The sequence below is a fragment of the Pseudoalteromonas sp. MB41 genome, assembly GCF_020966275.1.
Classification (GTDB): domain Bacteria; phylum Pseudomonadota; class Gammaproteobacteria; order Enterobacterales; family Alteromonadaceae; genus Pseudoalteromonas; species Pseudoalteromonas lipolytica.
Genome location: NZ_JAJJZF010000001.1, coordinates 349764 through 368749, shown reverse-complemented (window position 1 = coordinate 368749; position 18986 = coordinate 349764). Strand labels below are relative to the sequence as shown.

Sequence of the window (18986 nt, the reverse complement as noted above, 5' to 3'; positions counted from 1 at the left end):
CGGGTTTTTTTGTGCCTGAGTATTTATGGATTAGCTGGCTTAGTTTTTCGTTGGTGACTTTGGCTTGAGAATATCTTTGATACTCTCGCGGCCATGTCGGGTATTTCTTCGTTCATCCATTTACCGTAATGCTTTTCTAACATGGTGATGGATGTGTGGCCCATTTGGCGAGCTATCCAACGTTCAGCTACACCTTTGGTAAGCAGCTGGCTGGCAAATGTGTGGCGAGCTTGGTTTATAGCGCGGTAGCGAATGCCACATTTTTTTAAATGTTTTTGTAAAAATCGTTTATTAACGTTTTGGCCATCAGTATGTGGCTTTTGGTTTAGGGTATTAATAAACACAAATCTAAGCTCTGCTTTTTCATAGCTGCGGTTGTCATCTTTTAACACATCGACCTTGATTGCCGGCATTGCAAATGAAAGTGCCTTTTGACGAATTAATATGTCGTATGCCTGGTCTAGTAGGTCGATGGTTCTGTAGCTGCCGTCATTTTTAGTGTAAGCATAATCGCCTTTAGTAACACCACGCCTAATTTTTATTTGTCGTTTTACAAAATCAATGTCTTCCCATGCAAGCGCGTAGCACTCAGATGCACGTAAACCTGTCCAACAAGCAAATAAAAACCCATTAAGCTCACTTTGATCAGCGGTTGGCTGCGACTCTATCAACTGCAGTTCGTCTAAGGTGAACGGGTCACAATTTTCTGAGCGGCTTCTTTTTAAATTTGGTAAATGGTCGAGTGGATTAAAGTCTATTAACCTATCTGCCATTGCATCTTTGAATATGCCACGTAGGGGAATAAACACATCGTTAATTGTTTTATTCGATAAAAACGTGGTGAGTGTTAAATCGCGCCAGTCTCGGATCATGGTTAAGGTGACTTTGTCTAACTTTAACTCGCCAAATTGCGGGCGAATGTATAATTTGCACCTGGCTAAATTGTGCTTGTAGTTATCTGCCCGGGTGTTGGCCTTGTTTCTTTCTAGCCATTTGTCTAAAGCAGTGTTCACTGTTGGTACTGCACCTTTCCCCTCAAACAACCTTACCTTTGCTGAATCAGGAAAATGCTTAGCGTAGTTAAATTGGTTGGTTGCAATCTCATGTAATATTGCGGTGCGTTTATTCGATGCAAATTTGATATTTGACTTAGATATCAAAATTCCTTTAAGTGGCTCTATGCAACGCACACCACGGTAACTGAACATAATACGTATGTTTTTACCGTGGATAGTGACACCCTCATACTTTTTACAAAACTCAAGCAGCGATGCCGTCATTATCAAAATACTCGTCTAATTTTTCATAGTTATACACAACAACACCGCGCACTTTTTTCCAGTGCACACCCTCTACGATTTTACCCGTTTGGCGCATTCTATTGAGTGCATCATCGGTAAAGCCTTTATGCTGTTCGATGATTTTCGCTTTCACCCAGCCAAGTTTTACATATGTAACGGTCATGGTTATTCTCCAGCTTGCAGTTCATCTAAGTGGGGAAGTGTTTCTAGTGCTTCGTCTAGGTCTTCACATTCATAACTTACTCGACGGCCATTGGTGCGAATTTCAATAACGACGCCATCGGCCTCTTCTAAAATAGTGATTACTTTCTTAGCCATGACTACCTCCTAAAAGTTAGATATTTTAAGGCTTTCTTCGCCTTCGATTTGACGTTCAAGACTCACTTTGTTACCAGCTTCTTCACCTTTTAGGTATGAGTGCATTTCTTGAAATGATGGTTTGCGTAATGGCTTAGATTTCATTGGTTTTAATTCACCAAAATGTGCCACGATCATTGATTCTTTGAGCGGTACTAAAGCCGTACCAGATGAACTTACGAATGTCTGCTCTCGTTCTGACTTGATATCCATCGCTCGGCGGTGAATTGCTTCAGCAAACCCGATTCGGAAAAAGTTTTTTTCTGAAGCTCCTTTAACTTGTGATTTTTCACACTGCCTATTGCAAGCCTCAATCAAGTAGTCAAATGTTAGCTTGGCTACGACTGCATCAGATTTGAAACCTCTAAATAAATACTTAACTACAGGAGCGTGGGTTACAGCCCCAACACAGTCGTTTAAACTGGCCGCAGATCTTTGCAATATCAAAACCCAGCGCAAACGTTTAGAGGTAATATTGTCACCTTGTGATTCTAAGAATTGATCGCCTGTTTGTTTCTCAATATCCAGCTTTGTAAGTTGGTATTTATCCATGAGGCTTCTAGCTCTTTTAGCTGCTATTAATGCTTCATTGGGACTGGATGTATCAGCGGCCATCGCCAATAACTTTTTGATTTTATCAATCACTTTATCTAGGTCATTCATAAGTCACCTACAGTTAAAACAATAAACATTCTTGCCTTGGCTGTTTAGCCTCAGGCCTATTATCAGCATCAACCACTTCTATAAATGGCTCTTGCTGATATTGGTTACAAAGCTCTGTTATGAACACTTGGGTTTTGTGTACTTGGCAGTGGCCATAACGGGTTTTTGTTTTAGCTTGCCCGCGCCAGTCGGTATGCGGGCAGTGCGGATCGTCGCTTTTACCAATGTGTTTATAGGCCTGACAGCTAATACAGGCCTTTGGCATGGTGATAGCGTTCATTTAACTGAATCCACGTTTTGTTTAATTAACACCAGATTTGGCATAGAGCAAATCCACTTAAGAGCCTCTTCGGTGGTATCGATTTCATTTACTGTACTGATATTGGAAAAGCCAGCTTCAAACAGTCTATCCTCTGTTGCTTCGCTTATTTCTATATCCCAACCGTTAGCATATCCGCTAGGAGTAGGGCATCCGCGTACATACTCAACCCTTACAAAAGGAATATTTTTTCTTTTTAATGCTGAAACAATTTTTCTTTTGCTCATTGCTAAATACCACACAATTCATTAAGTTCACGTTCTAGGCGGTGTTGGTCTAGTCGGTCTTCTAGTTGTTCGCGTGGCGATTTGGTTCGTTCTTCATAAGCAACGGGTACGGCTTTTTTTAGTGCCGCTGGTTTTTGCTTGGGTACTTTAGCCGGCTGTTTTTTTACTTTGCGTGGTGTATTGCTGGCTTGGTAGCTTTTACGTACACAACCACAGCCGGTAACTTTGCCTAAGTTACCTTTTTTAACTGAACGCTCAGTGCCACAAATACAGCGACATAAAAAGTATTGGCCACAAGCTTCTTCAGATAGCACTGTCCAATTGTTGAATACATCGCCAGCTGTTATTTGTATTTTGCTTTTGGCCATGATGACTCCTTTTGTTTCTCAGCCTGGTTTTTACGTTGATAGTATTGACGTATACGGGCCCGTTGTTGGGCCACGCAGTTGCGTTTAAATTTGTGCATCCCAATACCCTGGTTTAAATTGGTGATATATGTCGCTAATGTATTTAGCCTGGTGTTTTGCATCATCTAATGCGTTGTGTGGGTTACCTTTAAATGCATTTGATTTTTTAGGGTCAATACCGAGTACTCGACGGCCAACATCAACCATGGTGCGAACATCACGGTCATTGCTAAAATGCCATGGTTTAGTCATATTGGTGGCTTTATAGGCGTTGGTTAAAATGGTGTTGTCGAATGTGGCGCCATTACCCCAAACAACACGATTTCTAAACCCTTCGATTTGGTACATCCATTCGTTGAATTCGAGCAGGGCATCTTTAAGCGGCATGGTGTCATTGGTGTTAAAAATCGAACGGGCATCATCGTTTTGCTTCATCCACCATTTAAGTGTTGAGCCATCTACCTTGCCGTATTTCATGGCATCTTCTATGTCGATGACTTGGTAAAATTCTGCACCAATATTGCCTGTAAGTGGGTTAAAGAATACGGCGCCTATTGATACGATCACCGCATTAGAATGTTGGCCAATAGTTTCTAGGTCGAGCATGACATCGTTGAGTTCTGTATTCATGGTGTTTCCTGTTATGTCCAAGGGACTAAGCCCAGTTGTTGACGTTTATCGTTCCACTTTTTAACCAGTTGGCAGGCTTCTTTTTGAAGCTTTTTGCTAGTTAGTAAGCGGCTGATCTCTTTTTGGTCTTTGGCTTTAAAGCTGACCAGGGTTTCAAGCGTGGCTTGCTCAAAGCTGTTCATCTTCATTGCTTAAAGTAAGTAGATCTGTAGCTGTTAGGTCCCAGTTGTTGGCTTTAACACGGCGTAACCAGTTACCACAGAGCTCTAAGGTGTCTTTTTTCGGGCGCAAGCCGCCTTTAGGGGCTTCGACTAATTCGGCTTCATCATCTTTGTTGAGGATGATTAAACCACCACGGCCACTTTGGTGTAGGTAGAGTAGTGGTGTTTGCCTTGCGTCGTGGCCTTCGACCATGCCACCAATGTGATACGGGTAGGTTTGTACAATGTCGGTATCACCACGGTAGATTTGCACTATGTCAGCGGCAGCTAAACGATTTTTAAGTTCGCTTATTTCGGTTTTAAGCTCAGCTGTTGTTTTGCGTTCGCTTTGATAAAGGCGTTTTTGTTGCTCAGTCGCTAAGCGCTGGCTTTCTAGCTTGTCTTTGTAGCTTTTTATTCTGTCGCGTAGCTTTTTAGGTGTGCCGGCTATTTCTTTATACGCGGTTAGCGTAATCGTTAAGTCTTTTACTTTAGCTAATGCTTGATCGCGTTCTCTTTGTGCTTGCGCCAGCTGTTGATCGGCACTTTTTGCATTTTTAAGTACAACTGCAGCTCCTTGCTCATAGTCTTTTACCAAAGCAGTAAGCTTGTCATTTTGTATTTGTAGCTGCTGTTCGTTTTCAACCATTTGGTCAAACTCAGCAACCTCTTGGTTATAAGCCGCAACTAAGTTTTCGATTGCATCTACGACTGATAAAGGGTGATTACTCATGGTATTTATCCTGGTGTTGTAATAACTTCAATTCAGCCCACTTTTTAAATGAGCTGTCAGAAACTACTGCTTACCAATCAGTATCTGGGTGTAAGCGAAGCTCTAAGAGGTCTTCATCAAAGTCAGCTAAACCAGTAATGACCATTGAGGAAGCGTAAGCTTTAATAATTAGGCTATCTTCGCCATGAAGAATGGTAGGGTTCCATGTGTGTCGAAGTCTGATATCACCGCCCTCACCGATGTACAAACTTACTTCAGAGGAGTTTTTAGATTTCGAGTAATAACCAGATTCACGCTGTTTCCAAATTTGTAAATTGTAACCACCAAGTACGCTGTCATTCTCTTTAAGTTCAACTGTGGCATATTCATCGGTGTTATCTATGTCGTAGTGATCTTCTACTTTCCAGTGCGCTACTATTTTGTTTATAAATTCGTGAATATCCATTGATTCAGGCAGTGGAGCAAATAGCTTGTTCATGCCTTCCATGAGTTTGGCTGCAGCTTTACTTTCAAAAAACTCACCAATTTTTTGTTCAATGGCTTTTAGCATTACGTCGTTGTAAGTAGGTATATCTAATTGTGATGGGTCAATTTTTAGCTTTTCATCAAGCAGTTTATCTAACTGTTTGGTGATGTTGCCATATGACTCAAATTGGCGACGGATTGACTCGTTAATTGATTTCTCGATCCCTAATTCAATTGACTTCTCAATCTCGCCACTTTGAATCAAGTCAGCGACTTTCTTGTCAACTAGTGCGTGTAATTCTTGCATTGGTTTGTTCCTGTGTTGTTAAACCCAGCTTTCTAGGTTCTGTTCAAAAATCAGCAATGCGATTAATAACGTGATGAATAGCATTGCTGATAGGGCTTTCTTAAGGGGTTTCATGCTGCCAAAACTGTTCTTGGAATGCGTGTGTTTTCAATCAGGCTTAAAAAGGCTTTAGTCATGCATAAATCACGTCTGGCGCTAGCATTTAAGGCTATTGAACCAAGTACGGTATGAGTGTTCGTATCAACCAGAACAATCAAACAATATTTTGTGTTCGACTCGTAAATGCGTAGCTCTTCACCATGCATGCGTTGGTTCATGAAGTTAATGCGTTGTTTGAGCTGGTTGATCACCAGTGATGTGAATACGTTTAACATAGCTTTTTCCTTTTCCTGTTGTGTTGTTTTAGTTGCTTACGGCAACCACTCGGCTGGTTTGGTTGGGCAAGTGCGTACCAGCGAACTGTGAAACCTTGCTTTAGGCCGCTTGTGGCGGTGGCTCTGGCGGCGGGTTGTTTGCCGCTTTTAGCTCTGGCACCACTAATTCAAAAGGGCTAATGCGCTGAGCTTGTTTTAGCTTGTGTAATAACGGGGCTGTTGCTGCGTTATTGCGTGCTGTTGGGAATATAAATACTTTGGTCATATTCACTCTCCTTGGCCTTAGGCTGCTAGTAAGTCGTTTTGCAGTTCACGCAGTCGGCGTAAACGGGTGGTGCGAACAGTTCGGGTTACTCGAATCGTTCTAAAACTGCGCTCAACGTCACTATTGGTTGCACTTAACAACACAAGCACTAGGCACATGGTGTAACGCAACACACCTTGCTTAATTGCTTGGTGTACCGTTTGGCGCATTGAATGGGTGTTAAATTTAAAGCTGAGTTCATTACAGGCTTGGCGAACTGTGGTGGGTTTTACACCCAATGATTCAGCAATTGACTTTTGTGTTAGCCCTTTTGCTACGAGCAACAGCGTACGTGCTTGCTGTGCAGGTAAGCGAGAATGGGGCTTTGCACTTACGTGCATATCGTCAAGCTGGTATCCAGTTTCTGTGCGTAATGGGTTCATGGTTTTAAATAACAATTAAATTTGTTATTTAAAGATACAATAAAAACTGTTAGTGTCAATAATAAATACAATTAATATTGTATTTTGTTTTTGATAGGCATAAAAAAACCGCCAACAGGCGGTTGAGAATAGTCTTGAATGAGGGCTTATAATTTATCAAGATTCTCCTTTTCCCTCTGCTTTTCTATATCCTTGCCAAGTTTCTTAGCTGAAAACTCAATAACATGGGAGACTTTGAAATTTTCACCTGTTACAGTGTGATAAATTTCAGTTTTATCTAGATCCCATTTACTGTATTTCATCAAAGAACCTGTTGCGAGTGCTGTGCCATAGTGTTGAGGGTCATTTTTATATAGGTCATTAGCCCATAACTCTCTGGATTCTATTGGCTGACCATACTTCTTTGTTAGTAAAGAGTTAATTGATTTGAAGTCTGTAATGTAACCATTGTTATTAACTCTTTTGTTATCAAATTTAATTACACCCTTACCGAGCTTTCCGCTTGTGAAATAATAGACAAGCAAAATTTCGTCACCATTAAGTTTATCGGTGTAACCAATCATGTTGTCTTTTTCTAATATAAATTTTGCTGTCTCAGCTTTTTTTACTTCATCTACAGTCATGCCCCATTCGACATTTCTCATTTCAGCACTTTGAGCCATTGTTGTAATAATGCATAACGCTAAAGCTATAACTTTTCTCATATTCACATCCTTTATGTTGATTAAATTCTTTTTCTGTAACTACCAATTACAACACCGCAGACTGTTGCGTCCGGTAGCATCTCAATTATAGGTTTAGGCCAATTTGGATTTAGTGCTTTAAGGTATTTTTGGCTTCCATCAATAATGAGCTGTTTAAAGGTAGCTTCTAAGTTACCGTTTTGTCTAACAACGACACAGGAACCATTTCTTGCTTCAACCTCTGGATCCACAAAAATAATTTCTCCATTAACGAAATCAGGTGACATAGATTCGCCTACGACTTGTAAAGCAAAGGTGCGACTACTATGTTTCTCCGGGCAAGGATAAAATTCATCGACTTCTGACAGTTGGAGCGCCTCACATATCTCACTCCAAGCGCCCGCTTGAACCCAGCTAATGAGAGGAACATCAGATTTATGCTGAGAAATAGTTAATGTATTACTTTCCGAAAGGCTCATTAAACCATCGCCTGATTCTAACCAATCAGCAGATACGTTTAAAAATCGAGCAATAGCGAGAAGGTTTCTTGGTTTTAAGGTTTTCCCTGCACAAATTCCCTGAATCGATTGCTGGCTAGAACCTACAGCTGTAGCAACTTGTTCTTGTGTTAGTCCTTTTTCCTTTAAAACGTAGTTTAAACGTTGAGCTAAAGTGTTCATAAGTATTGGCTATGTTCTTTTTAGCTAGTTTACAAAATAATTTGTACAATAAAAAACAATATAAATTGTTGTAAAATACAATTTAAGTTGTATGCTATGCGAAGGTTATACAAAAATAGGTATTAAAATGAGCACTCATCCAGCATTACAAAAAGCCATTGCCGCGCTAGGTGGTCAAGTGAAACTTGCAAATGCAATTAATACTTCCCAGCAAAATATTTCTAATTGGCTAAGAACCGGCAAAGTGGCCCCAGATAAAGTTATTTTGATTGAGAGAGTGACGGGTGTTTCTCGTCATGAGTTGAGACCTGACATTTATCCGCCAGAGGATACAAAACAAGCTGCTTGATTGGATTGTTTTCATGGTTTGGTTCCTGTGTTGTTGAGCTTTTAGATTAGCCATTCAGTAACTGGGAATTTAGCTAAACGAATATATGTTTTTTTGTACAGGTGATTTATGGCTCAGGTCTCAGACGTAAAAATAGATTTTAGCGTTGATAACGATGCTGTTATTCCGCTTATTGAACGCTTGCAAGGGGCGTTAAGTAAACTTGATAAGCATGTTGCTAACTTGGTCAGTACGCGCATAGAGGAACTACACCAAGCTAACGACTTGATCTTTCATATTACAGATTTCCATAAATCTGACATGCATATCCAAGTATTTTCTTACCCTACAGAGAGCTTTTTACACATGGCTCAAGCTGTGTTTTCTAAAAATTATAAAGCGCTTTTACCTCAAAGCCTTTCACCACCTGAAATAGAATAAGCAGGAACCCAAGGAGCTAATAAGATGCAAACAAAGAAAACAAATAAGACAGTTTCAGATGTGATTACAGATAAAGATCAGTTGCTAATTCACTTAAAAGAATCAGCTGAGCAAGGCACTAAAGAATGTGACGCTAATTACAAGGGAGCGTTTTTAAGACTCCCTTATACGAGTGAATTAATTAGCTGTGATGAGCTATTTAATCAGTTTCGCGCGCAAGCTCTTTGATTAGTCGATCAATAACTGGGAATTTAGCTAAACGAATATATGTTTTTTATACAGGTGATTTATGAATAACGGTAAATGTGAATGTATTGGTGTTGCAACTTTTAACATCGATGGCGAAACAAAGCAGTTTGGGTTAACACAGAATGACTTTGGTCTTTTTAAAGAAAGAGAAGAGAAGCTCCAAGAACGAATTGATAATACATCAAAGCACCTAGAGCAACTAGCTGAAGAAAAAGCTAAGTTAGAAAATAAACTTGCTGTTCTTAATCAGTCGGTAGCCAGTTCTCAGGTAAAAGTTTGAGGGCGGGGCCTGTGCATTTGAGTTCAATCTCTCTACCACTTTCATTTTCTTTAAAAGAGTATCCGTCATCTTTTGCTGTTGTGAAATCGGTATACGGAAATTTTAGTGGTTGCATTTTATATTCGATGCTCTTTAAGCCTTTTTCGGTAATGGTATAGGTATTTTTTTTATCAGCCGATTTTCGAATATAACCTTCGTCTGATAACCATATGATAGTGGCGGGGATTACTTCACTTAATGTTTCAAAGTAATCAGCAATCCCATGGCGGCGAAGCGATTTAGCTAAGTTTTCATCTGACAGCTCGAAGCTGAGAGGGAAGTGTTTAGCGGTGTAGGTAAGTATTAAAGAGCTTATTAGAACAAAGTGGTTTTGATTATCAACTTTAAGTGACATGTTTTGCTTCCTTATTTTAGTTTGTTGGTTTGGTCGCTAAACATACTAATTTAGGGAAGCGTTTTTTAACAGGAATTTTAATTATGCAGCAGGCAATGTTAGATGATGTAAAGAGAACAACTCTGACAGAGTTTGTTGAGTTGATTGAAAAACGTGAGGCATCAAAATGACTGAAATTGAGCTATTAGAAAAATTACGCAATATCAATCCTGTTGTGTTGGCTAATTTGTTGAACCCTAACCCTGGCAAGCTACACGAACTTAAAGTCGTTGTACCAAAGCCGACATTAGAACAAAAGGTTAGGGCTGCTGTTTGGGTAAGTAGTATGGGAATTCATCAGGCTGGTGTTGATACACAAGCAAGACTTATGTGGCCGCTGACAAAATTTAGTGAATTAGAAGTCTCGAAAGAGGCTGCTAGAACTTTAGGGGGTGTTCTAGTTGCTCTCTTAGAAGTTCTGCCTCATCAGCAGATTGAGCAGATTTGGACAGATCAAGGCGAACGCCTGTCTTTTGTTGAAGAACCTGAGTTACTTGATGATAAAAACCATTTTCAAGTTCAATCACATCACCCACTTGCACAGGGTTAGTTGATGTATATGTTTTTGGGGTCATGTCTCCCTCTCCACACAAGTAGTAAAGACGGTATTTATACATATTCAGCTTCCTTATTTTAGTTTGTTGGTTTGGTCGCTAAACATACTAATTTAGGGAAGCATTTTTTAACAGGAATTTTGATTATGCAGCAGGCAACGCTACAAGATGTACAAGACGCTTTGCAGTATCTTGACCCAAATTTAGATCGTGATACCTGGGTTAGGATTGCCATGGGCATTAAAAATGAGTTTGCCGATGCAGGCTTTGATATTTTTGATTCGTGGAGCGCTGGCGGTGAACGTTATAAGCCAAGCGATGTTAAAAGCATGTGGCGCAGCGTAAAAGCGGGCGGCGGTGTTACGATTGGTACTGTAATTGGCATGGCTAAAGAGAAGGGCTTTACGTTTAGCCGTAAACCTATGACGGCTGAGCAACAAGCCAAACTCAACGCTGATTACGCTAAACGAGCAAAAGAGCGCGAAGCGAAAGAAGCAGAGGATGAAGCCGCGCGCCAGCGTTGGCATGGGGTAATTAGTGATTTTTCCAAATACATCATTGAAAACTTCACTATACCGATAAAATCAAATAAGTACTTAAGCGATAAAAAAGTAAATGCCTATGGGGTGTTAGGTTTTAAAAAGTCGTTTATTTTGATTATTCGCGATAACTTTACTACTGAGTTAGTTGAAGGTGGTAAAGAGATAAAAGCCTTCTTTGATACTTTACCTAGCGAAGATGAAGGTAGAGACTTTTCGTTTTTACATATCAAGCGTGGCAGTCTGGCCATTCCCCTCATGGATATTAATAAGCAGATTTGGAACATCCAAGTAATCAACAATACTGGTACCAAGTTATTTTTAAAGCATGGCCGTAAATCAGGGATGTTTCACTTTATTGGTAAAGCAAATAGCTGTAATGTTTTGGCTGTTTGTGAAGGGTATGCAACGGGCGCGAGCATTCATATGGCGACTGGTTGGCCGTGTGCGGTGGCGCTTGATGCGGGTAATTTGTTACCTGTGGCTTTGGCATTTGCAGAAAAGCTAAAAGATAAGACCTTTTTGTTTTGTGCAGATAACGACATTAATACAAAGGGTAATCCTGGTATTACTAAAGCGAATGAAGCAGCAGCTGCGGTTAATGGCCTTGTTGCTGCACCTGATTTTTCTGGTATTTTAAATAAGGAGGCTGCTTGATGGCCTCACGTTCTTTAACAGATTGGAATGACTTACATGTAAGTGCTGGTTTAGCTGAGGTTAAAAAGCAGCTATCTGCTGTTGTTGATAAGCCTAGCGCTAATGATGGTGATAACCCGCCACCGAAAAACGCTGACGCGCGGGAGCGTTCACTGGGGGATGAGCCGTGGCAACGGCTTTTCCAAAGAACCAATGCTGGCAATCCGCAAGCGAATATTAGTAATACGAAGCTGGTTTTAGAACACGATCCTGCTTTTGATGGTGTTTTAGGTTATTGCAATTTTAGCTATCGGATCATTAAGCGTAAGTTGCCACCGTTTAAAATGGCAAAGCTTGGTGAATGGACAGATGCCGATACCGAGCGCTTACGTATTTACTTATCTGAAAGCTATGGTTTTACACCTAAACCCAGTGATGTACTTGGTGCTATTTTGGTTCATTCAGAAGAGCATGCCTTTCATCCAGTTCAGGACTATTTAACGTCAATAAAGTGGGATGGTAAGCCACGGGTGGCTATGTGGTTACATGATTACTTAGGTGTAGAGGACTCAGATTATGCGGCCATGGTTGGCACATTCTTTTTGGTTTCTGCTGTAGTTCGGGTAATGCGACCACCTGTAAAAGTTGACTCGGTGTTGATTTTAGAGGGTTTGCAGGGGCTGGGTAAATCCACGATGTGCCACAACCTATTTGGCGACTGGTTCACCGATACCCCTATGGCTTTGGGTGAAAAAGATACGTTTCAACAAATGCAGGGGATGTGGGGAATTGAACTTGCTGAGCTTGATGCGTTTAATAAGGCTGAAAACACCAAAGCTAAACAGTTCTTTGGTTCACAGGTTGATAGGTATCGCCCCAGTTATGGGCGTATGGTGCAAGAGTTCCCGCGGCAGTGTGTTTTTATTGGTACCACAAACCAAGATAGATATTTAAAAGACTCAACGGGTAATCGGCGCTATTGGCCTGTGATGTGTACGAAGATATGCCAAGAGGCCATAAAACGAGATAGAGATCAGTTATGGGCAGAGGCTGTTCACTTATTAAATGAGGGTACACCTTGGTGGCCTACGGATGAATACAAGCACCTGTTTGAAGAGCAACAAGAGGATAGGTTCGACTCCGATGTATGGGAGGGGCTTATTTATGACTGGCTACAAAAGAACATGCGTTCTGATTATTCAATCGCTGACATTATGGGGGAAGCATTGAGTATGGACCCACATGCTATGCGGCCACCTGAACAAAAACGTGTTGGCCAAATTATGCATCGCCTTGGTTTTGAGAAAAAGAAAAAGCGCGTAAATGGCAAACGACCTGCCTTTTATTACCCGCCGGAGGGCTTTTGGGATGCTAGATAGTCTTTTTACTATGACCATGACCGCAAGGGGTGACCTCTGTAAGCCGCGTTTTTACTGGATTGGTCATGGTGGTCACGGTGGTCACGGTGTTTTCACGCACACATACGCGCGCGCGTGCGAGCGGACGCATCTGATATCTATATTCTATTTAATAATGTTACTTCCTAATGTATGTAAAAACACTATGACCACTATGACCAGTATGACCATAGTAGTATTTATAAGGGTTGTAGCGGTCACGGTGGGTGGTCACGGTAAAAAACAGGGTGACCAAAACAGTTTTAAAGTTATTAGCAATACGGCGGGTATGTAAGATGCAATTAGATCTGAGAGAACAAGCTGAGAATGATTTAGCACAATGGGGGCTTTGGGCGAGAGAGAAGAACTTACCAACGCTTAAGTCTCAAAACCTCGTTACATCACGTTCTGTTAAGCTAGATATTAACGGTTGCCCTTTAGTGATTAAAGATGACTATGCACAGGTGCTTGATGCCAGTATTGCGAGAATGAGGCATTTAGATCCTACTTACCCGCTTATTGCCCGCCAGTACTTTAGCTTGGGTTTGAGCTGTAGAGTGATTGCACAGAGCACTAAAATTAATAAGGATAAGGTATCTTCGATAGTGGGTGAGATAGTTAGCTGGGTAGCTTGCGATCTTATCAAAGCGGCCTAGATCTTTTTTTCAAAAACTATTGCTTTTGTCTAGACAGAAACTATACTGATTCAGGTAAGCTTAGCAAAGCTACAACATAAAGCCCGAGGTTAACGCCTCGGGCTTTTTTAGTTTCTGCTTTTTAGCTCACGTTCCTGTTGTTGACCCGCTTTGGCTTTGCCTGAGCGGGTTTTTTCGTTAGAGGCCCTTATGAAAGTAAACAAGCTATTAGCCGCTGGTGTTACCGGTGTACTTGCGCTTGCAGGCGTTACGATTGCACAGTTTGAAGGTGAGGTAAGAACGGGCTATGTCGATCCTGTTGGTGTGGTTACCGCTTGCTTTGGCCACACAGCGACAGCTGAGCTAGGCAAGAGCTACACAGAGAACGAATGTTTAAGTTTGTTTGCTAAAGACTTAGGTGAACATAACAAGCAGCTGCTAAGAGCTGTTAGCGTATCAATGTCAGCAAGCGAACATGCTGCTTACTTGTCATTTCATTACAACGTGGGTGCTGGGAACTTTCGTAGTAGCACGTTATTAAAACTTTTGAACAATGACCAACGAGTGAAAGCGTGTAATGAGTTACCGCGTTGGGTTTACGCTGATGGCCAGAAGTTACCAGGCTTAATTAAGCGCCGTGAAGCAGAGCGCCAGTTGTGCTTAAGCGAGCTTAGCGATGTTTAGTTTAAACAAAGTATTGTTTTCAGGCTTGGGAGTGATGCTTGCGATATCAGTGTTTCGATATGTGGGCGTTAGCGCTGAGCTTGATGAAGCGCGTGAAAGTAACGAACAGCTACTCGGCACTATTCAGAGCTATAAGAATCAGGTTGAGATGCTGGCTAACAACTTAGTGAATGCTGAGAAGCAAAATAAGCGATTACTAAAAGAGCGCACTTTACTAGAACAAATTCGTGCAAAGCACCAAGCACAACTTACCTCTATCGAAAATAAGCTTCAAACAACTAACTCACAACTTGATGCATTAAGGCTATCGACTAATGAAACAACTAAGAACTGGGCTAATGACTGTGTGCCTAGCGCTGTTATCAGCGTGTTCAAGTACGCCAACGCTAGAGCCTGTAATCAAAACAGTCGTACAAACTGAGTATAAGTTTGTACAGATGCCTAACGAGTTCATTAAACCTTGTGAGGTTAGTATTCAAGCTGTTGGAGATAATACATCCCACAGTCAGTACACAGTGTATTTAGAGACCGTTATTGATACCTGCAATGAGCAGCTATTAAGAGCGCGAGAGTGGAACAATGCGAATAGAAACAAGTGATATAGCTGTGCAAAAGGCCGTCAGTGTAACGACCTACAGCGCAAGCTTAGGCACTGCAGCTGGAGGGATATTTAGCTTGAATGAGTGGGCTATATTACTGGGGATTATATTCGCAGCATTAACATTCTTAGTTAATGCGTGGTTTCAACATAAGCGTGACGAACGTGAAGCGCGTAAGCATGAAGATGATAGAGAGTTCCATCGAGCAAGAATGGAAGCACTACAGCAAAGCGACCATGCACAGCTGTTATGCCAGGACAACATAGATGGCTAACAAACCTGGTAGCTGGTGTAGTAAGTGTCGCAAGGTACATCATGACGAGCCTTGCCCACACCGTAAAGCATTTGGACGTAAGCGTGACAGTCATCAGCAATCAGGACGTGGTGGTCGTGTGTGGCAACGAACAAGAGAATATATATTTCATCGCGATAACTTCCTTTGCCAGATATGTAAGAGCAAAGGGGTACTAACATCAGTAGAGCTGCATGGCCCTTATCATGGGGTATGTGATCATATCGTTCCCTTGTCTCAAGGCGGCGATGACAAAATAGAAAACCTTCAGACCATTTGCCAGTCTTGTGACAAAGAAAAAACGGCAAGTGAGTCAAGACACAGCACTCACCCGGGGGCATCAAAAGTCTAGGGGGGTGCTCTGTACACCGCCGCCCTAATGAGATTTTTATGCGGGCTATAAATGAAATGAAAAAGCCCACTTTATAGAGAGTTAGCTAGTTTATGTCAGGTAGATACCCATCAGTAGCAGAGAAGAATGACGATAAGGTTGTTCAGTTTCCTGGTACCGAAGAAAAAGCGGAAATGAGCGATAAGGAAGCGAAAAAAATCGCGATCCAATCGCGTCCGCGTGGTATGTCAAAACCTGAACAAAAAGTGTGGGAAATGGATGTTCCGGCTTATGTGAAAATTAATCGTTTTAAACCACACTTCACACGGTTCTTTAGAGAGTACTGTGTTGTTATCGCTCGCATGGAAGAAACAAAAGCGTTCTTAGACCAAGAGGATGTTGGTTGGACCTACACAACAGTTGGACGCAATGGTGCGCAACATAAGAATCGTCCTGAGGTGGCTCAGTACAACGATGATTGGCGAAAGCTAAACAGCTTAATTAATCAGATTGGTGGTAGTCCAGCAACGGACCAAAGGTTTAACAATTTACAACCTGGCCTGTTTGATGACTTGTATTAGATGCGGAAAAACTACCCAACGTTTCAGCGTGATCACCTTGCTGATATAGAGCAGTACGCTAACGATGTTATAAGCGGTAAACGCCTTGCAAATCGTTATGAGAAACTAGCTGTTGAGCGTGAAAGTCGAGATTTAGAACGCGCTGGTACAAAAGATTTTCCATATTACTTTGATGTAGAGGCTGCACTAAAAGCCATAAGGTTTATTGAAACCTTTAGTCATGTAAAGGGAAAGTGGGCAAGGGCGAAAGGGCAGGACGCTTTAATTGCTTTAAGCCCTTGGCAGAAGTGGATAACAGCCCAGGTCTTTGGTTGGAAGCATATCATCAGTAAGCGCAGACGTTTTAGATCTGCAGCTGTTTATGTTCCAAGGAAAAATGGCAAGTCAACGTGGATTGCACCTATTGGGCTGTACATGTTGTCGAACGATGATGAGCCAGGCGCTGAAGTTTATTGTGGTGCAACCAACCAGAAGCAAGCTAATGAGGTTTTTCAACCAGCCCATAAAATGGCCACGAGGCAACCTGCTTATCGTCGGCAATTTAAGGTCGAATTATTAGCTCAGCAAATTTCTAGTACATCAGACGGCGGTAAGTTTGAACGTTTGATAGGTGATCCTGGTGATGGTGGTTCGCCGAGTTGTTACCTCTGTGATGAATATCACGAACACCCTGATGACAGGCAACGAGATACCATGGTCACTGGGATGGGGGCTAGAGAACAACCACTCGAATTTATAATTTCAACAGCCGGCTCTAATTGGTTTGGGCCATGTGGTCAACATTGGAAAGAATGCCAAGAAATATTAGAGGGCACTCGGGTTGATGAAACAACATTCTGTATTATCTACGCAGCAGATAAAGATGATGATTGGCAAGATGAAAATACATTAATAAAAGCCAATCCTAACTATGGTATTTCAGTTGATGTTGATGGTTTAAAAAACCAACTTAACAAAGCTAAACAATCAGCACGTAAGCAAAATGCATTTAAAACAAAACATTTAAATTTATGGGTGGGCGCAAAAGAAAGCTGGCTTAATATGGAAGATTGGAAAGCAGCTGCCGATCACTCAATTAGCATGGATGAGTTCTTGGGAGATGAGGGAACAAAAGGCGTCGATTTATCTGAATCGGATGATTTAACAGCCGACGTAACATGCTTTACCCGCACAATTGATGGCAAACTTCACTACTACTTGTTTGCTAAAACCTATGTCACTGCAGCGAAAGCAAGCGAAATTGATATTTACCGAGACTGGGTTGATCAAGGTGACCTCTTAGAGTGCGATGGAACAAGCATTGATTACGATGAAGTCGAACGCGCGATTGAAACTGATAACGAAAATTATCAAATTACTGGCTTGTTCTACGACCCAGCAGGCGCAGCGCCTATCGCACAGCGTGTTCAAAACAACACTGGCATCGAGCCAATAAAAGTCGCGCAAAACTACACCAATTTTTCACCGGCTATGCGTGAGTTTGAAACCTTACTAAGGCAGGGCCGCATTCACCACAATGGTGATCCTGTTCTTACCTGGTGTTTAGGAAACGTAATCGCGAAAGAAACCATGGACGGCAAATATATTCGTCCAGTCAAAGAGCATAAAGACAATAAGATTGATACCGCGGTTGCTATGTTACTCGCCTTTATAGGCTCATGGCAGCCTGAAGAAGATGATGGTTCTAACCAAGAGTTTTTGGAATTCTAATGTTTAAAATCCCTTTTTTAAGTCGTTCAAGCAGCAAAAGCACGACACAAGTAAGCAATACTGCTGAGCAAAACGACATATCAGTACAAGATATTAATTCCTTGGCTGATCTATTTGGGGTAATGCCTTCATTTGCAGGCCCAGCTGTTACACCAAAAACATCCATGAAAGTATCCATCGTTTTTGCTTGTGTGCGATTAATTGCCGGCGCTATTGCTCAGATGCCCGTTCATATCTTTGAACAAAGTGAAAAGAACGATAAACAACGAGTCCCTAACCATAGTTTAGCTAACTTATTTAACTTACAGCCAACACCCGCGTGGAGTGCAGCTGCATTTTGGGAGTTTATAGTATCGAGCATGCTGCTTCATGGTGATGGGTATGCTGTTCTACTTAGAGATAGAAACGGTGATGTAGAAGAAATACTACCAATCAGCCCTGTAGGTATGAATGTAGTTAATAACAATGGGCGTTTAAATTACTTTTTTACACTTGATGGTACTGCTCGTGGCTTTGATCAAGATGATATTTTGCACTTTCCTGGCTTTGGTTTTAATGGTCTTAAGTCTATGTCGGTTATTCAATGGGGCGCATTTAACAGTATTGGCCTTGAGCTTGCCATGGAGCAACACAGTGGCGAGTTTTTCAAATCAGGATCAACACAACGCGTAGCTGTTGTAAAAAAAGGCAAATGGGATGAACAACAAAAGGAAAAGTTTCGCACGGCATGGGTTAAAGCTTATGGCGGTGTAGAAAACGCTAAGTTTCCTTTAGTACTTGATGAAAGCACTGATGTTAAAGCATTAAGCTTATCAGCTAAAGATTCACAGCTACTTGAATCACGCGAATTTCAAATCACAGACATAGCACGAGCGTTTGGTCTGCCTAGCTTTATGGTAAATCAAGAACAAAAGACAACATCCTGGGGCAGTGGCATCGGTGAGATTGGCTTATCGTTCTTGCGTTTTACGCTAGGACCCCACCTCAACCGCTTTGAACAAGAAGTAAACCGCAAACTCTTTTTGAAAAAGCCCATGTTTGCTGAATTTATCGCTGCTAATTTAATGCGTTTAACCTTAAAAGATCGCAACGAAGCATACCGTCAAGCGATTGGGGGCTCACAAGGCCCTGGCTGGATGAGCATTGATGAAGTGAGAAAGCTTGAAAATCTACCAGAACTGGGTGGCCGTTACGCGTTACCTTACGATGCAACTGCTTCAAACAACCAACAAACGGACATTTAACTATGAGAAACAGCCGAAAA

32 protein-coding genes are annotated in these 18986 nt (G+C 41.6%); 15 read left to right on the top strand and 17 right to left on the bottom strand.

Annotated elements, in window-relative coordinates; all coding sequences use genetic code 11:
- Positions 1 to 23 precede the first annotated feature (23 nt).
- The 16 genes from LPA49_RS01775 to LPA49_RS01700 form a co-directional block, all read right to left on the bottom strand.
- Complete coding sequence (locus LPA49_RS01775) at positions 24 to 1280, bottom strand: DUF3596 domain-containing protein (RefSeq protein WP_230235369.1); 1257 nt, start codon at positions 1278 to 1280, stop codon at positions 24 to 26.
- Positions 1261 to 1464 (bottom strand): excisionase family protein, encoded by a 204-nt coding sequence (gene xisR / locus LPA49_RS01770; protein WP_230235368.1) that lies wholly within the window; start codon positions 1462 to 1464, stop codon positions 1261 to 1263. Before xisR ends, LPA49_RS01775 begins: the two co-directional genes overlap by 20 nt.
- A 2-nt stretch (positions 1465 to 1466) precedes the next feature.
- Positions 1467 to 1619, bottom strand: coding sequence for a hypothetical protein (locus LPA49_RS01765; RefSeq protein WP_230235367.1), 153 nt, complete (start codon positions 1617 to 1619; stop codon positions 1467 to 1469).
- A gap of 9 nt (positions 1620 to 1628) precedes the next feature.
- Complete coding sequence (locus LPA49_RS01760) at positions 1629 to 2321, bottom strand: DUF2786 domain-containing protein (RefSeq protein WP_230235365.1); 693 nt, start codon at positions 2319 to 2321, stop codon at positions 1629 to 1631.
- A gap of 13 nt (positions 2322 to 2334) precedes the next feature.
- Positions 2335 to 2601, bottom strand: coding sequence for a hypothetical protein (locus LPA49_RS01755; RefSeq protein WP_230235362.1), 267 nt, complete (start codon positions 2599 to 2601; stop codon positions 2335 to 2337).
- Positions 2598 to 2867 carry a hypothetical protein gene (locus LPA49_RS01750; RefSeq protein ID WP_016899773.1) on the bottom strand — a complete coding sequence of 90 codons (270 nt, stop codon included), beginning with the start codon at positions 2865 to 2867 and terminating at the stop codon, positions 2598 to 2600. Before LPA49_RS01750 ends, LPA49_RS01755 begins: the two co-directional genes overlap by 4 nt.
- Before the next feature lie 2 nt (positions 2868 to 2869).
- Positions 2870 to 3235, bottom strand: a complete 366-nt coding sequence (locus tag LPA49_RS01745; RefSeq protein WP_130051109.1) for a hypothetical protein — start codon at positions 3233 to 3235, stop codon at positions 2870 to 2872.
- An 84-nt stretch (positions 3236 to 3319) separates the two neighbouring features.
- Complete coding sequence (locus LPA49_RS01740) at positions 3320 to 3904, bottom strand: 3'-5' exonuclease (protein ID WP_230235361.1); 585 nt, start codon at positions 3902 to 3904, stop codon at positions 3320 to 3322.
- Between the two features lie 11 nt (positions 3905 to 3915).
- Positions 3916 to 4086, bottom strand: a complete 171-nt coding sequence (locus LPA49_RS01735) for a hypothetical protein (RefSeq protein ID WP_194442378.1) — start codon at positions 4084 to 4086, stop codon at positions 3916 to 3918.
- Complete coding sequence (locus tag LPA49_RS01730) at positions 4073 to 4837, bottom strand: hypothetical protein (protein WP_230235360.1); 765 nt, start codon at positions 4835 to 4837, stop codon at positions 4073 to 4075. Before LPA49_RS01730 ends, LPA49_RS01735 begins: the two co-directional genes overlap by 14 nt.
- A 70-nt stretch (positions 4838 to 4907) precedes the next feature.
- Positions 4908 to 5609: a hypothetical protein gene (locus tag LPA49_RS01725; protein WP_230235358.1), complete on the bottom strand. Its 702-nt coding sequence runs from the start codon at positions 5607 to 5609 to the stop codon at positions 4908 to 4910.
- Positions 5610 to 5719: 110 nt separating this feature from the next.
- Positions 5720 to 5983, bottom strand: a complete 264-nt coding sequence (locus tag LPA49_RS01720) for a hypothetical protein (RefSeq protein WP_230235357.1) — start codon at positions 5981 to 5983, stop codon at positions 5720 to 5722.
- A 100-nt stretch (positions 5984 to 6083) separates the two neighbouring features.
- Entirely contained in the window at positions 6084 to 6248 is a 165-nt protein-coding gene (locus LPA49_RS01715; protein WP_157066240.1) for a hypothetical protein, read from the bottom strand.
- A 17-nt stretch (positions 6249 to 6265) separates the two neighbouring features.
- Positions 6266 to 6670: a LuxR C-terminal-related transcriptional regulator gene (locus LPA49_RS01710; RefSeq protein ID WP_194442376.1), complete on the bottom strand. Its 405-nt coding sequence runs from the start codon at positions 6668 to 6670 to the stop codon at positions 6266 to 6268.
- 146 nt (positions 6671 to 6816) lie between these two features.
- Positions 6817 to 7374 carry a hypothetical protein gene (locus LPA49_RS01705; RefSeq protein ID WP_230235356.1) on the bottom strand — a complete coding sequence of 186 codons (558 nt, stop codon included), beginning with the start codon at positions 7372 to 7374 and terminating at the stop codon, positions 6817 to 6819.
- Positions 7375 to 7394: 20 nt separating this feature from the next.
- Positions 7395 to 8033, bottom strand: a complete 639-nt coding sequence (locus LPA49_RS01700; RefSeq protein WP_230235354.1) for a LexA family transcriptional regulator — start codon at positions 8031 to 8033, stop codon at positions 7395 to 7397.
- 127 nt (positions 8034 to 8160) lie between these two features.
- Here LPA49_RS01700 and LPA49_RS01695 point away from each other — a divergent pair, with 127 nt between their 5' ends.
- From LPA49_RS01695 to LPA49_RS01680, 4 genes are all read left to right on the top strand, one after another.
- Entirely contained in the window at positions 8161 to 8382 is a 222-nt protein-coding gene (locus LPA49_RS01695) for a Cro/CI family transcriptional regulator (protein WP_230235353.1), read from the top strand.
- 108 nt (positions 8383 to 8490) lie between these two features.
- Positions 8491 to 8802 (top strand): hypothetical protein, encoded by a 312-nt coding sequence (locus LPA49_RS01690; RefSeq protein WP_230235348.1) that lies wholly within the window; start codon positions 8491 to 8493, stop codon positions 8800 to 8802.
- 24 nt (positions 8803 to 8826) lie between these two features.
- A complete protein-coding gene (locus LPA49_RS01685) occupies positions 8827 to 9030 on the top strand; it encodes a hypothetical protein (protein ID WP_230235347.1) in 204 nt (67 codons plus the stop codon).
- A gap of 61 nt (positions 9031 to 9091) precedes the next feature.
- On the top strand, positions 9092 to 9331 hold the full coding sequence (locus LPA49_RS01680) for a hypothetical protein (RefSeq protein WP_230235345.1): 240 nt from the start codon (positions 9092 to 9094) through the stop codon (positions 9329 to 9331).
- Here the strand turns inward: LPA49_RS01680 and LPA49_RS01675 are convergent.
- On the bottom strand, positions 9294 to 9725 hold the full coding sequence (locus tag LPA49_RS01675) for a DUF4364 family protein (protein WP_230235344.1): 432 nt from the start codon (positions 9723 to 9725) through the stop codon (positions 9294 to 9296). The two genes, LPA49_RS01680 and LPA49_RS01675, sit on opposite strands and share 38 nt — an antisense overlap.
- A gap of 166 nt (positions 9726 to 9891) precedes the next feature.
- On the opposite strand from LPA49_RS01675, the gene LPA49_RS01670 reads away from it, so the two are divergent.
- From LPA49_RS01670 to LPA49_RS01620, 11 genes are all read left to right on the top strand, one after another.
- On the top strand, positions 9892 to 10314 hold the full coding sequence (locus LPA49_RS01670) for a hypothetical protein (protein ID WP_230235340.1): 423 nt from the start codon (positions 9892 to 9894) through the stop codon (positions 10312 to 10314).
- 150 nt (positions 10315 to 10464) lie between these two features.
- Positions 10465 to 11514 (top strand): PriCT-2 domain-containing protein, encoded by a 1050-nt coding sequence (locus tag LPA49_RS01665; protein WP_230235339.1) that lies wholly within the window; start codon positions 10465 to 10467, stop codon positions 11512 to 11514.
- A complete protein-coding gene (locus LPA49_RS01660; protein WP_230235336.1) occupies positions 11514 to 12872 on the top strand; it encodes a virulence-associated E family protein in 1359 nt (452 codons plus the stop codon). The genes LPA49_RS01665 and LPA49_RS01660 overlap by 1 nt, the downstream gene beginning before the upstream one ends.
- A gap of 314 nt (positions 12873 to 13186) precedes the next feature.
- Positions 13187 to 13546, top strand: coding sequence for an antiterminator Q family protein (locus LPA49_RS01655; RefSeq protein ID WP_230235334.1), 360 nt, complete (start codon positions 13187 to 13189; stop codon positions 13544 to 13546).
- A gap of 189 nt (positions 13547 to 13735) precedes the next feature.
- Positions 13736 to 14209 (top strand): lysozyme, encoded by a 474-nt coding sequence (locus LPA49_RS01650; RefSeq protein ID WP_230235332.1) that lies wholly within the window; start codon positions 13736 to 13738, stop codon positions 14207 to 14209.
- Entirely contained in the window at positions 14202 to 14630 is a 429-nt protein-coding gene (locus LPA49_RS01645; RefSeq protein WP_230235331.1) for a hypothetical protein, read from the top strand. Before LPA49_RS01650 ends, LPA49_RS01645 begins: the two co-directional genes overlap by 8 nt.
- 158 nt (positions 14631 to 14788) lie before the next feature.
- A complete protein-coding gene (locus LPA49_RS01640; protein WP_230235330.1) occupies positions 14789 to 15082 on the top strand; it encodes an HP1 family phage holin in 294 nt (97 codons plus the stop codon).
- On the top strand, positions 15075 to 15452 hold the full coding sequence (locus LPA49_RS01635; RefSeq protein WP_230235327.1) for an HNH endonuclease: 378 nt from the start codon (positions 15075 to 15077) through the stop codon (positions 15450 to 15452). Before LPA49_RS01640 ends, LPA49_RS01635 begins: the two co-directional genes overlap by 8 nt.
- A 92-nt stretch (positions 15453 to 15544) precedes the next feature.
- Positions 15545 to 16012: a P27 family phage terminase small subunit gene (locus LPA49_RS01630; RefSeq protein ID WP_063529819.1), complete on the top strand. Its 468-nt coding sequence runs from the start codon at positions 15545 to 15547 to the stop codon at positions 16010 to 16012.
- Positions 16013 to 17722: a terminase large subunit gene (locus LPA49_RS01625; protein ID WP_230235326.1), complete on the top strand. Its 1710-nt coding sequence runs from the start codon at positions 16013 to 16015 to the stop codon at positions 17720 to 17722.
- The gene (locus LPA49_RS01620; protein ID WP_230235325.1) at positions 17722 to 18966 is read left to right on the top strand and encodes a phage portal protein; all 1245 of its coding nucleotides are present in this window, start codon (positions 17722 to 17724) and stop codon (positions 18964 to 18966) included. The genes LPA49_RS01625 and LPA49_RS01620 overlap by 1 nt, the downstream gene beginning before the upstream one ends.
- Positions 18967 to 18986: the final 20 nt, after the last annotated feature.

Bases quoted from the DNA above. Each gene is read 5' to 3' on its own strand.
- LPA49_RS01775 (WP_230235369.1), bottom strand. From the start codon at position 1,280: ATGACGGCATCGCTGCTTGAGTTTTGTAAAAAGTATGAGGGTGTCACT.
- xisR (WP_230235368.1), bottom strand. From the start codon at position 1,464: ATGACCGTTACATATGTAAAACTTGGCTGGGTGAAAGCGAAAATCATC.
- LPA49_RS01765 (WP_230235367.1), bottom strand. From the start codon at position 1,619: ATGGCTAAGAAAGTAATCACTATTTTAGAAGAGGCCGATGGCGTCGTT.
- LPA49_RS01760 (WP_230235365.1), bottom strand. From the start codon at position 2,321: ATGAATGACCTAGATAAAGTGATTGATAAAATCAAAAAGTTATTGGCG.
- LPA49_RS01755 (WP_230235362.1), bottom strand. From the start codon at position 2,601: ATGAACGCTATCACCATGCCAAAGGCCTGTATTAGCTGTCAGGCCTAT.
- LPA49_RS01750 (WP_016899773.1), bottom strand. From the start codon at position 2,867: ATGAGCAAAAGAAAAATTGTTTCAGCATTAAAAAGAAAAAATATTCCT.
- LPA49_RS01745 (WP_130051109.1), bottom strand. From the start codon at position 3,235: ATGGCCAAAAGCAAAATACAAATAACAGCTGGCGATGTATTCAACAAT.
- LPA49_RS01740 (WP_230235361.1), bottom strand. From the start codon at position 3,904: ATGAATACAGAACTCAACGATGTCATGCTCGACCTAGAAACTATTGGC.
- LPA49_RS01735 (WP_194442378.1), bottom strand. From the start codon at position 4,086: ATGAACAGCTTTGAGCAAGCCACGCTTGAAACCCTGGTCAGCTTTAAA.
- LPA49_RS01730 (WP_230235360.1), bottom strand. From the start codon at position 4,837: ATGAGTAATCACCCTTTATCAGTCGTAGATGCAATCGAAAACTTAGTT.
- LPA49_RS01725 (WP_230235358.1), bottom strand. From the start codon at position 5,609: ATGCAAGAATTACACGCACTAGTTGACAAGAAAGTCGCTGACTTGATT.
- LPA49_RS01720 (WP_230235357.1), bottom strand. From the start codon at position 5,983: ATGTTAAACGTATTCACATCACTGGTGATCAACCAGCTCAAACAACGC.
- LPA49_RS01715 (WP_157066240.1), bottom strand. From the start codon at position 6,248: ATGACCAAAGTATTTATATTCCCAACAGCACGCAATAACGCAGCAACA.
- LPA49_RS01710 (WP_194442376.1), bottom strand. From the start codon at position 6,670: ATGAACCCATTACGCACAGAAACTGGATACCAGCTTGACGATATGCAC.
- LPA49_RS01705 (WP_230235356.1), bottom strand. From the start codon at position 7,374: ATGAGAAAAGTTATAGCTTTAGCGTTATGCATTATTACAACAATGGCT.
- LPA49_RS01700 (WP_230235354.1), bottom strand. From the start codon at position 8,033: ATGAACACTTTAGCTCAACGTTTAAACTACGTTTTAAAGGAAAAAGGA.
- LPA49_RS01695 (WP_230235353.1), top strand. From the start codon at position 8,161: ATGAGCACTCATCCAGCATTACAAAAAGCCATTGCCGCGCTAGGTGGT.
- LPA49_RS01690 (WP_230235348.1), top strand. From the start codon at position 8,491: ATGGCTCAGGTCTCAGACGTAAAAATAGATTTTAGCGTTGATAACGAT.
- LPA49_RS01685 (WP_230235347.1), top strand. From the start codon at position 8,827: ATGCAAACAAAGAAAACAAATAAGACAGTTTCAGATGTGATTACAGAT.
- LPA49_RS01680 (WP_230235345.1), top strand. From the start codon at position 9,092: ATGAATAACGGTAAATGTGAATGTATTGGTGTTGCAACTTTTAACATC.
- LPA49_RS01675 (WP_230235344.1), bottom strand. From the start codon at position 9,725: ATGTCACTTAAAGTTGATAATCAAAACCACTTTGTTCTAATAAGCTCT.
- LPA49_RS01670 (WP_230235340.1), top strand. From the start codon at position 9,892: ATGACTGAAATTGAGCTATTAGAAAAATTACGCAATATCAATCCTGTT.
- LPA49_RS01665 (WP_230235339.1), top strand. From the start codon at position 10,465: ATGCAGCAGGCAACGCTACAAGATGTACAAGACGCTTTGCAGTATCTT.
- LPA49_RS01660 (WP_230235336.1), top strand. From the start codon at position 11,514: ATGGCCTCACGTTCTTTAACAGATTGGAATGACTTACATGTAAGTGCT.
- LPA49_RS01655 (WP_230235334.1), top strand. From the start codon at position 13,187: ATGCAATTAGATCTGAGAGAACAAGCTGAGAATGATTTAGCACAATGG.
- LPA49_RS01650 (WP_230235332.1), top strand. From the start codon at position 13,736: ATGAAAGTAAACAAGCTATTAGCCGCTGGTGTTACCGGTGTACTTGCG.
- LPA49_RS01645 (WP_230235331.1), top strand. From the start codon at position 14,202: ATGTTTAGTTTAAACAAAGTATTGTTTTCAGGCTTGGGAGTGATGCTT.
- LPA49_RS01640 (WP_230235330.1), top strand. From the start codon at position 14,789: ATGCGAATAGAAACAAGTGATATAGCTGTGCAAAAGGCCGTCAGTGTA.
- LPA49_RS01635 (WP_230235327.1), top strand. From the start codon at position 15,075: ATGGCTAACAAACCTGGTAGCTGGTGTAGTAAGTGTCGCAAGGTACAT.
- LPA49_RS01630 (WP_063529819.1), top strand. From the start codon at position 15,545: ATGTCAGGTAGATACCCATCAGTAGCAGAGAAGAATGACGATAAGGTT.
- LPA49_RS01625 (WP_230235326.1), top strand. From the start codon at position 16,013: ATGCGGAAAAACTACCCAACGTTTCAGCGTGATCACCTTGCTGATATA.
- LPA49_RS01620 (WP_230235325.1), top strand. From the start codon at position 17,722: ATGTTTAAAATCCCTTTTTTAAGTCGTTCAAGCAGCAAAAGCACGACA.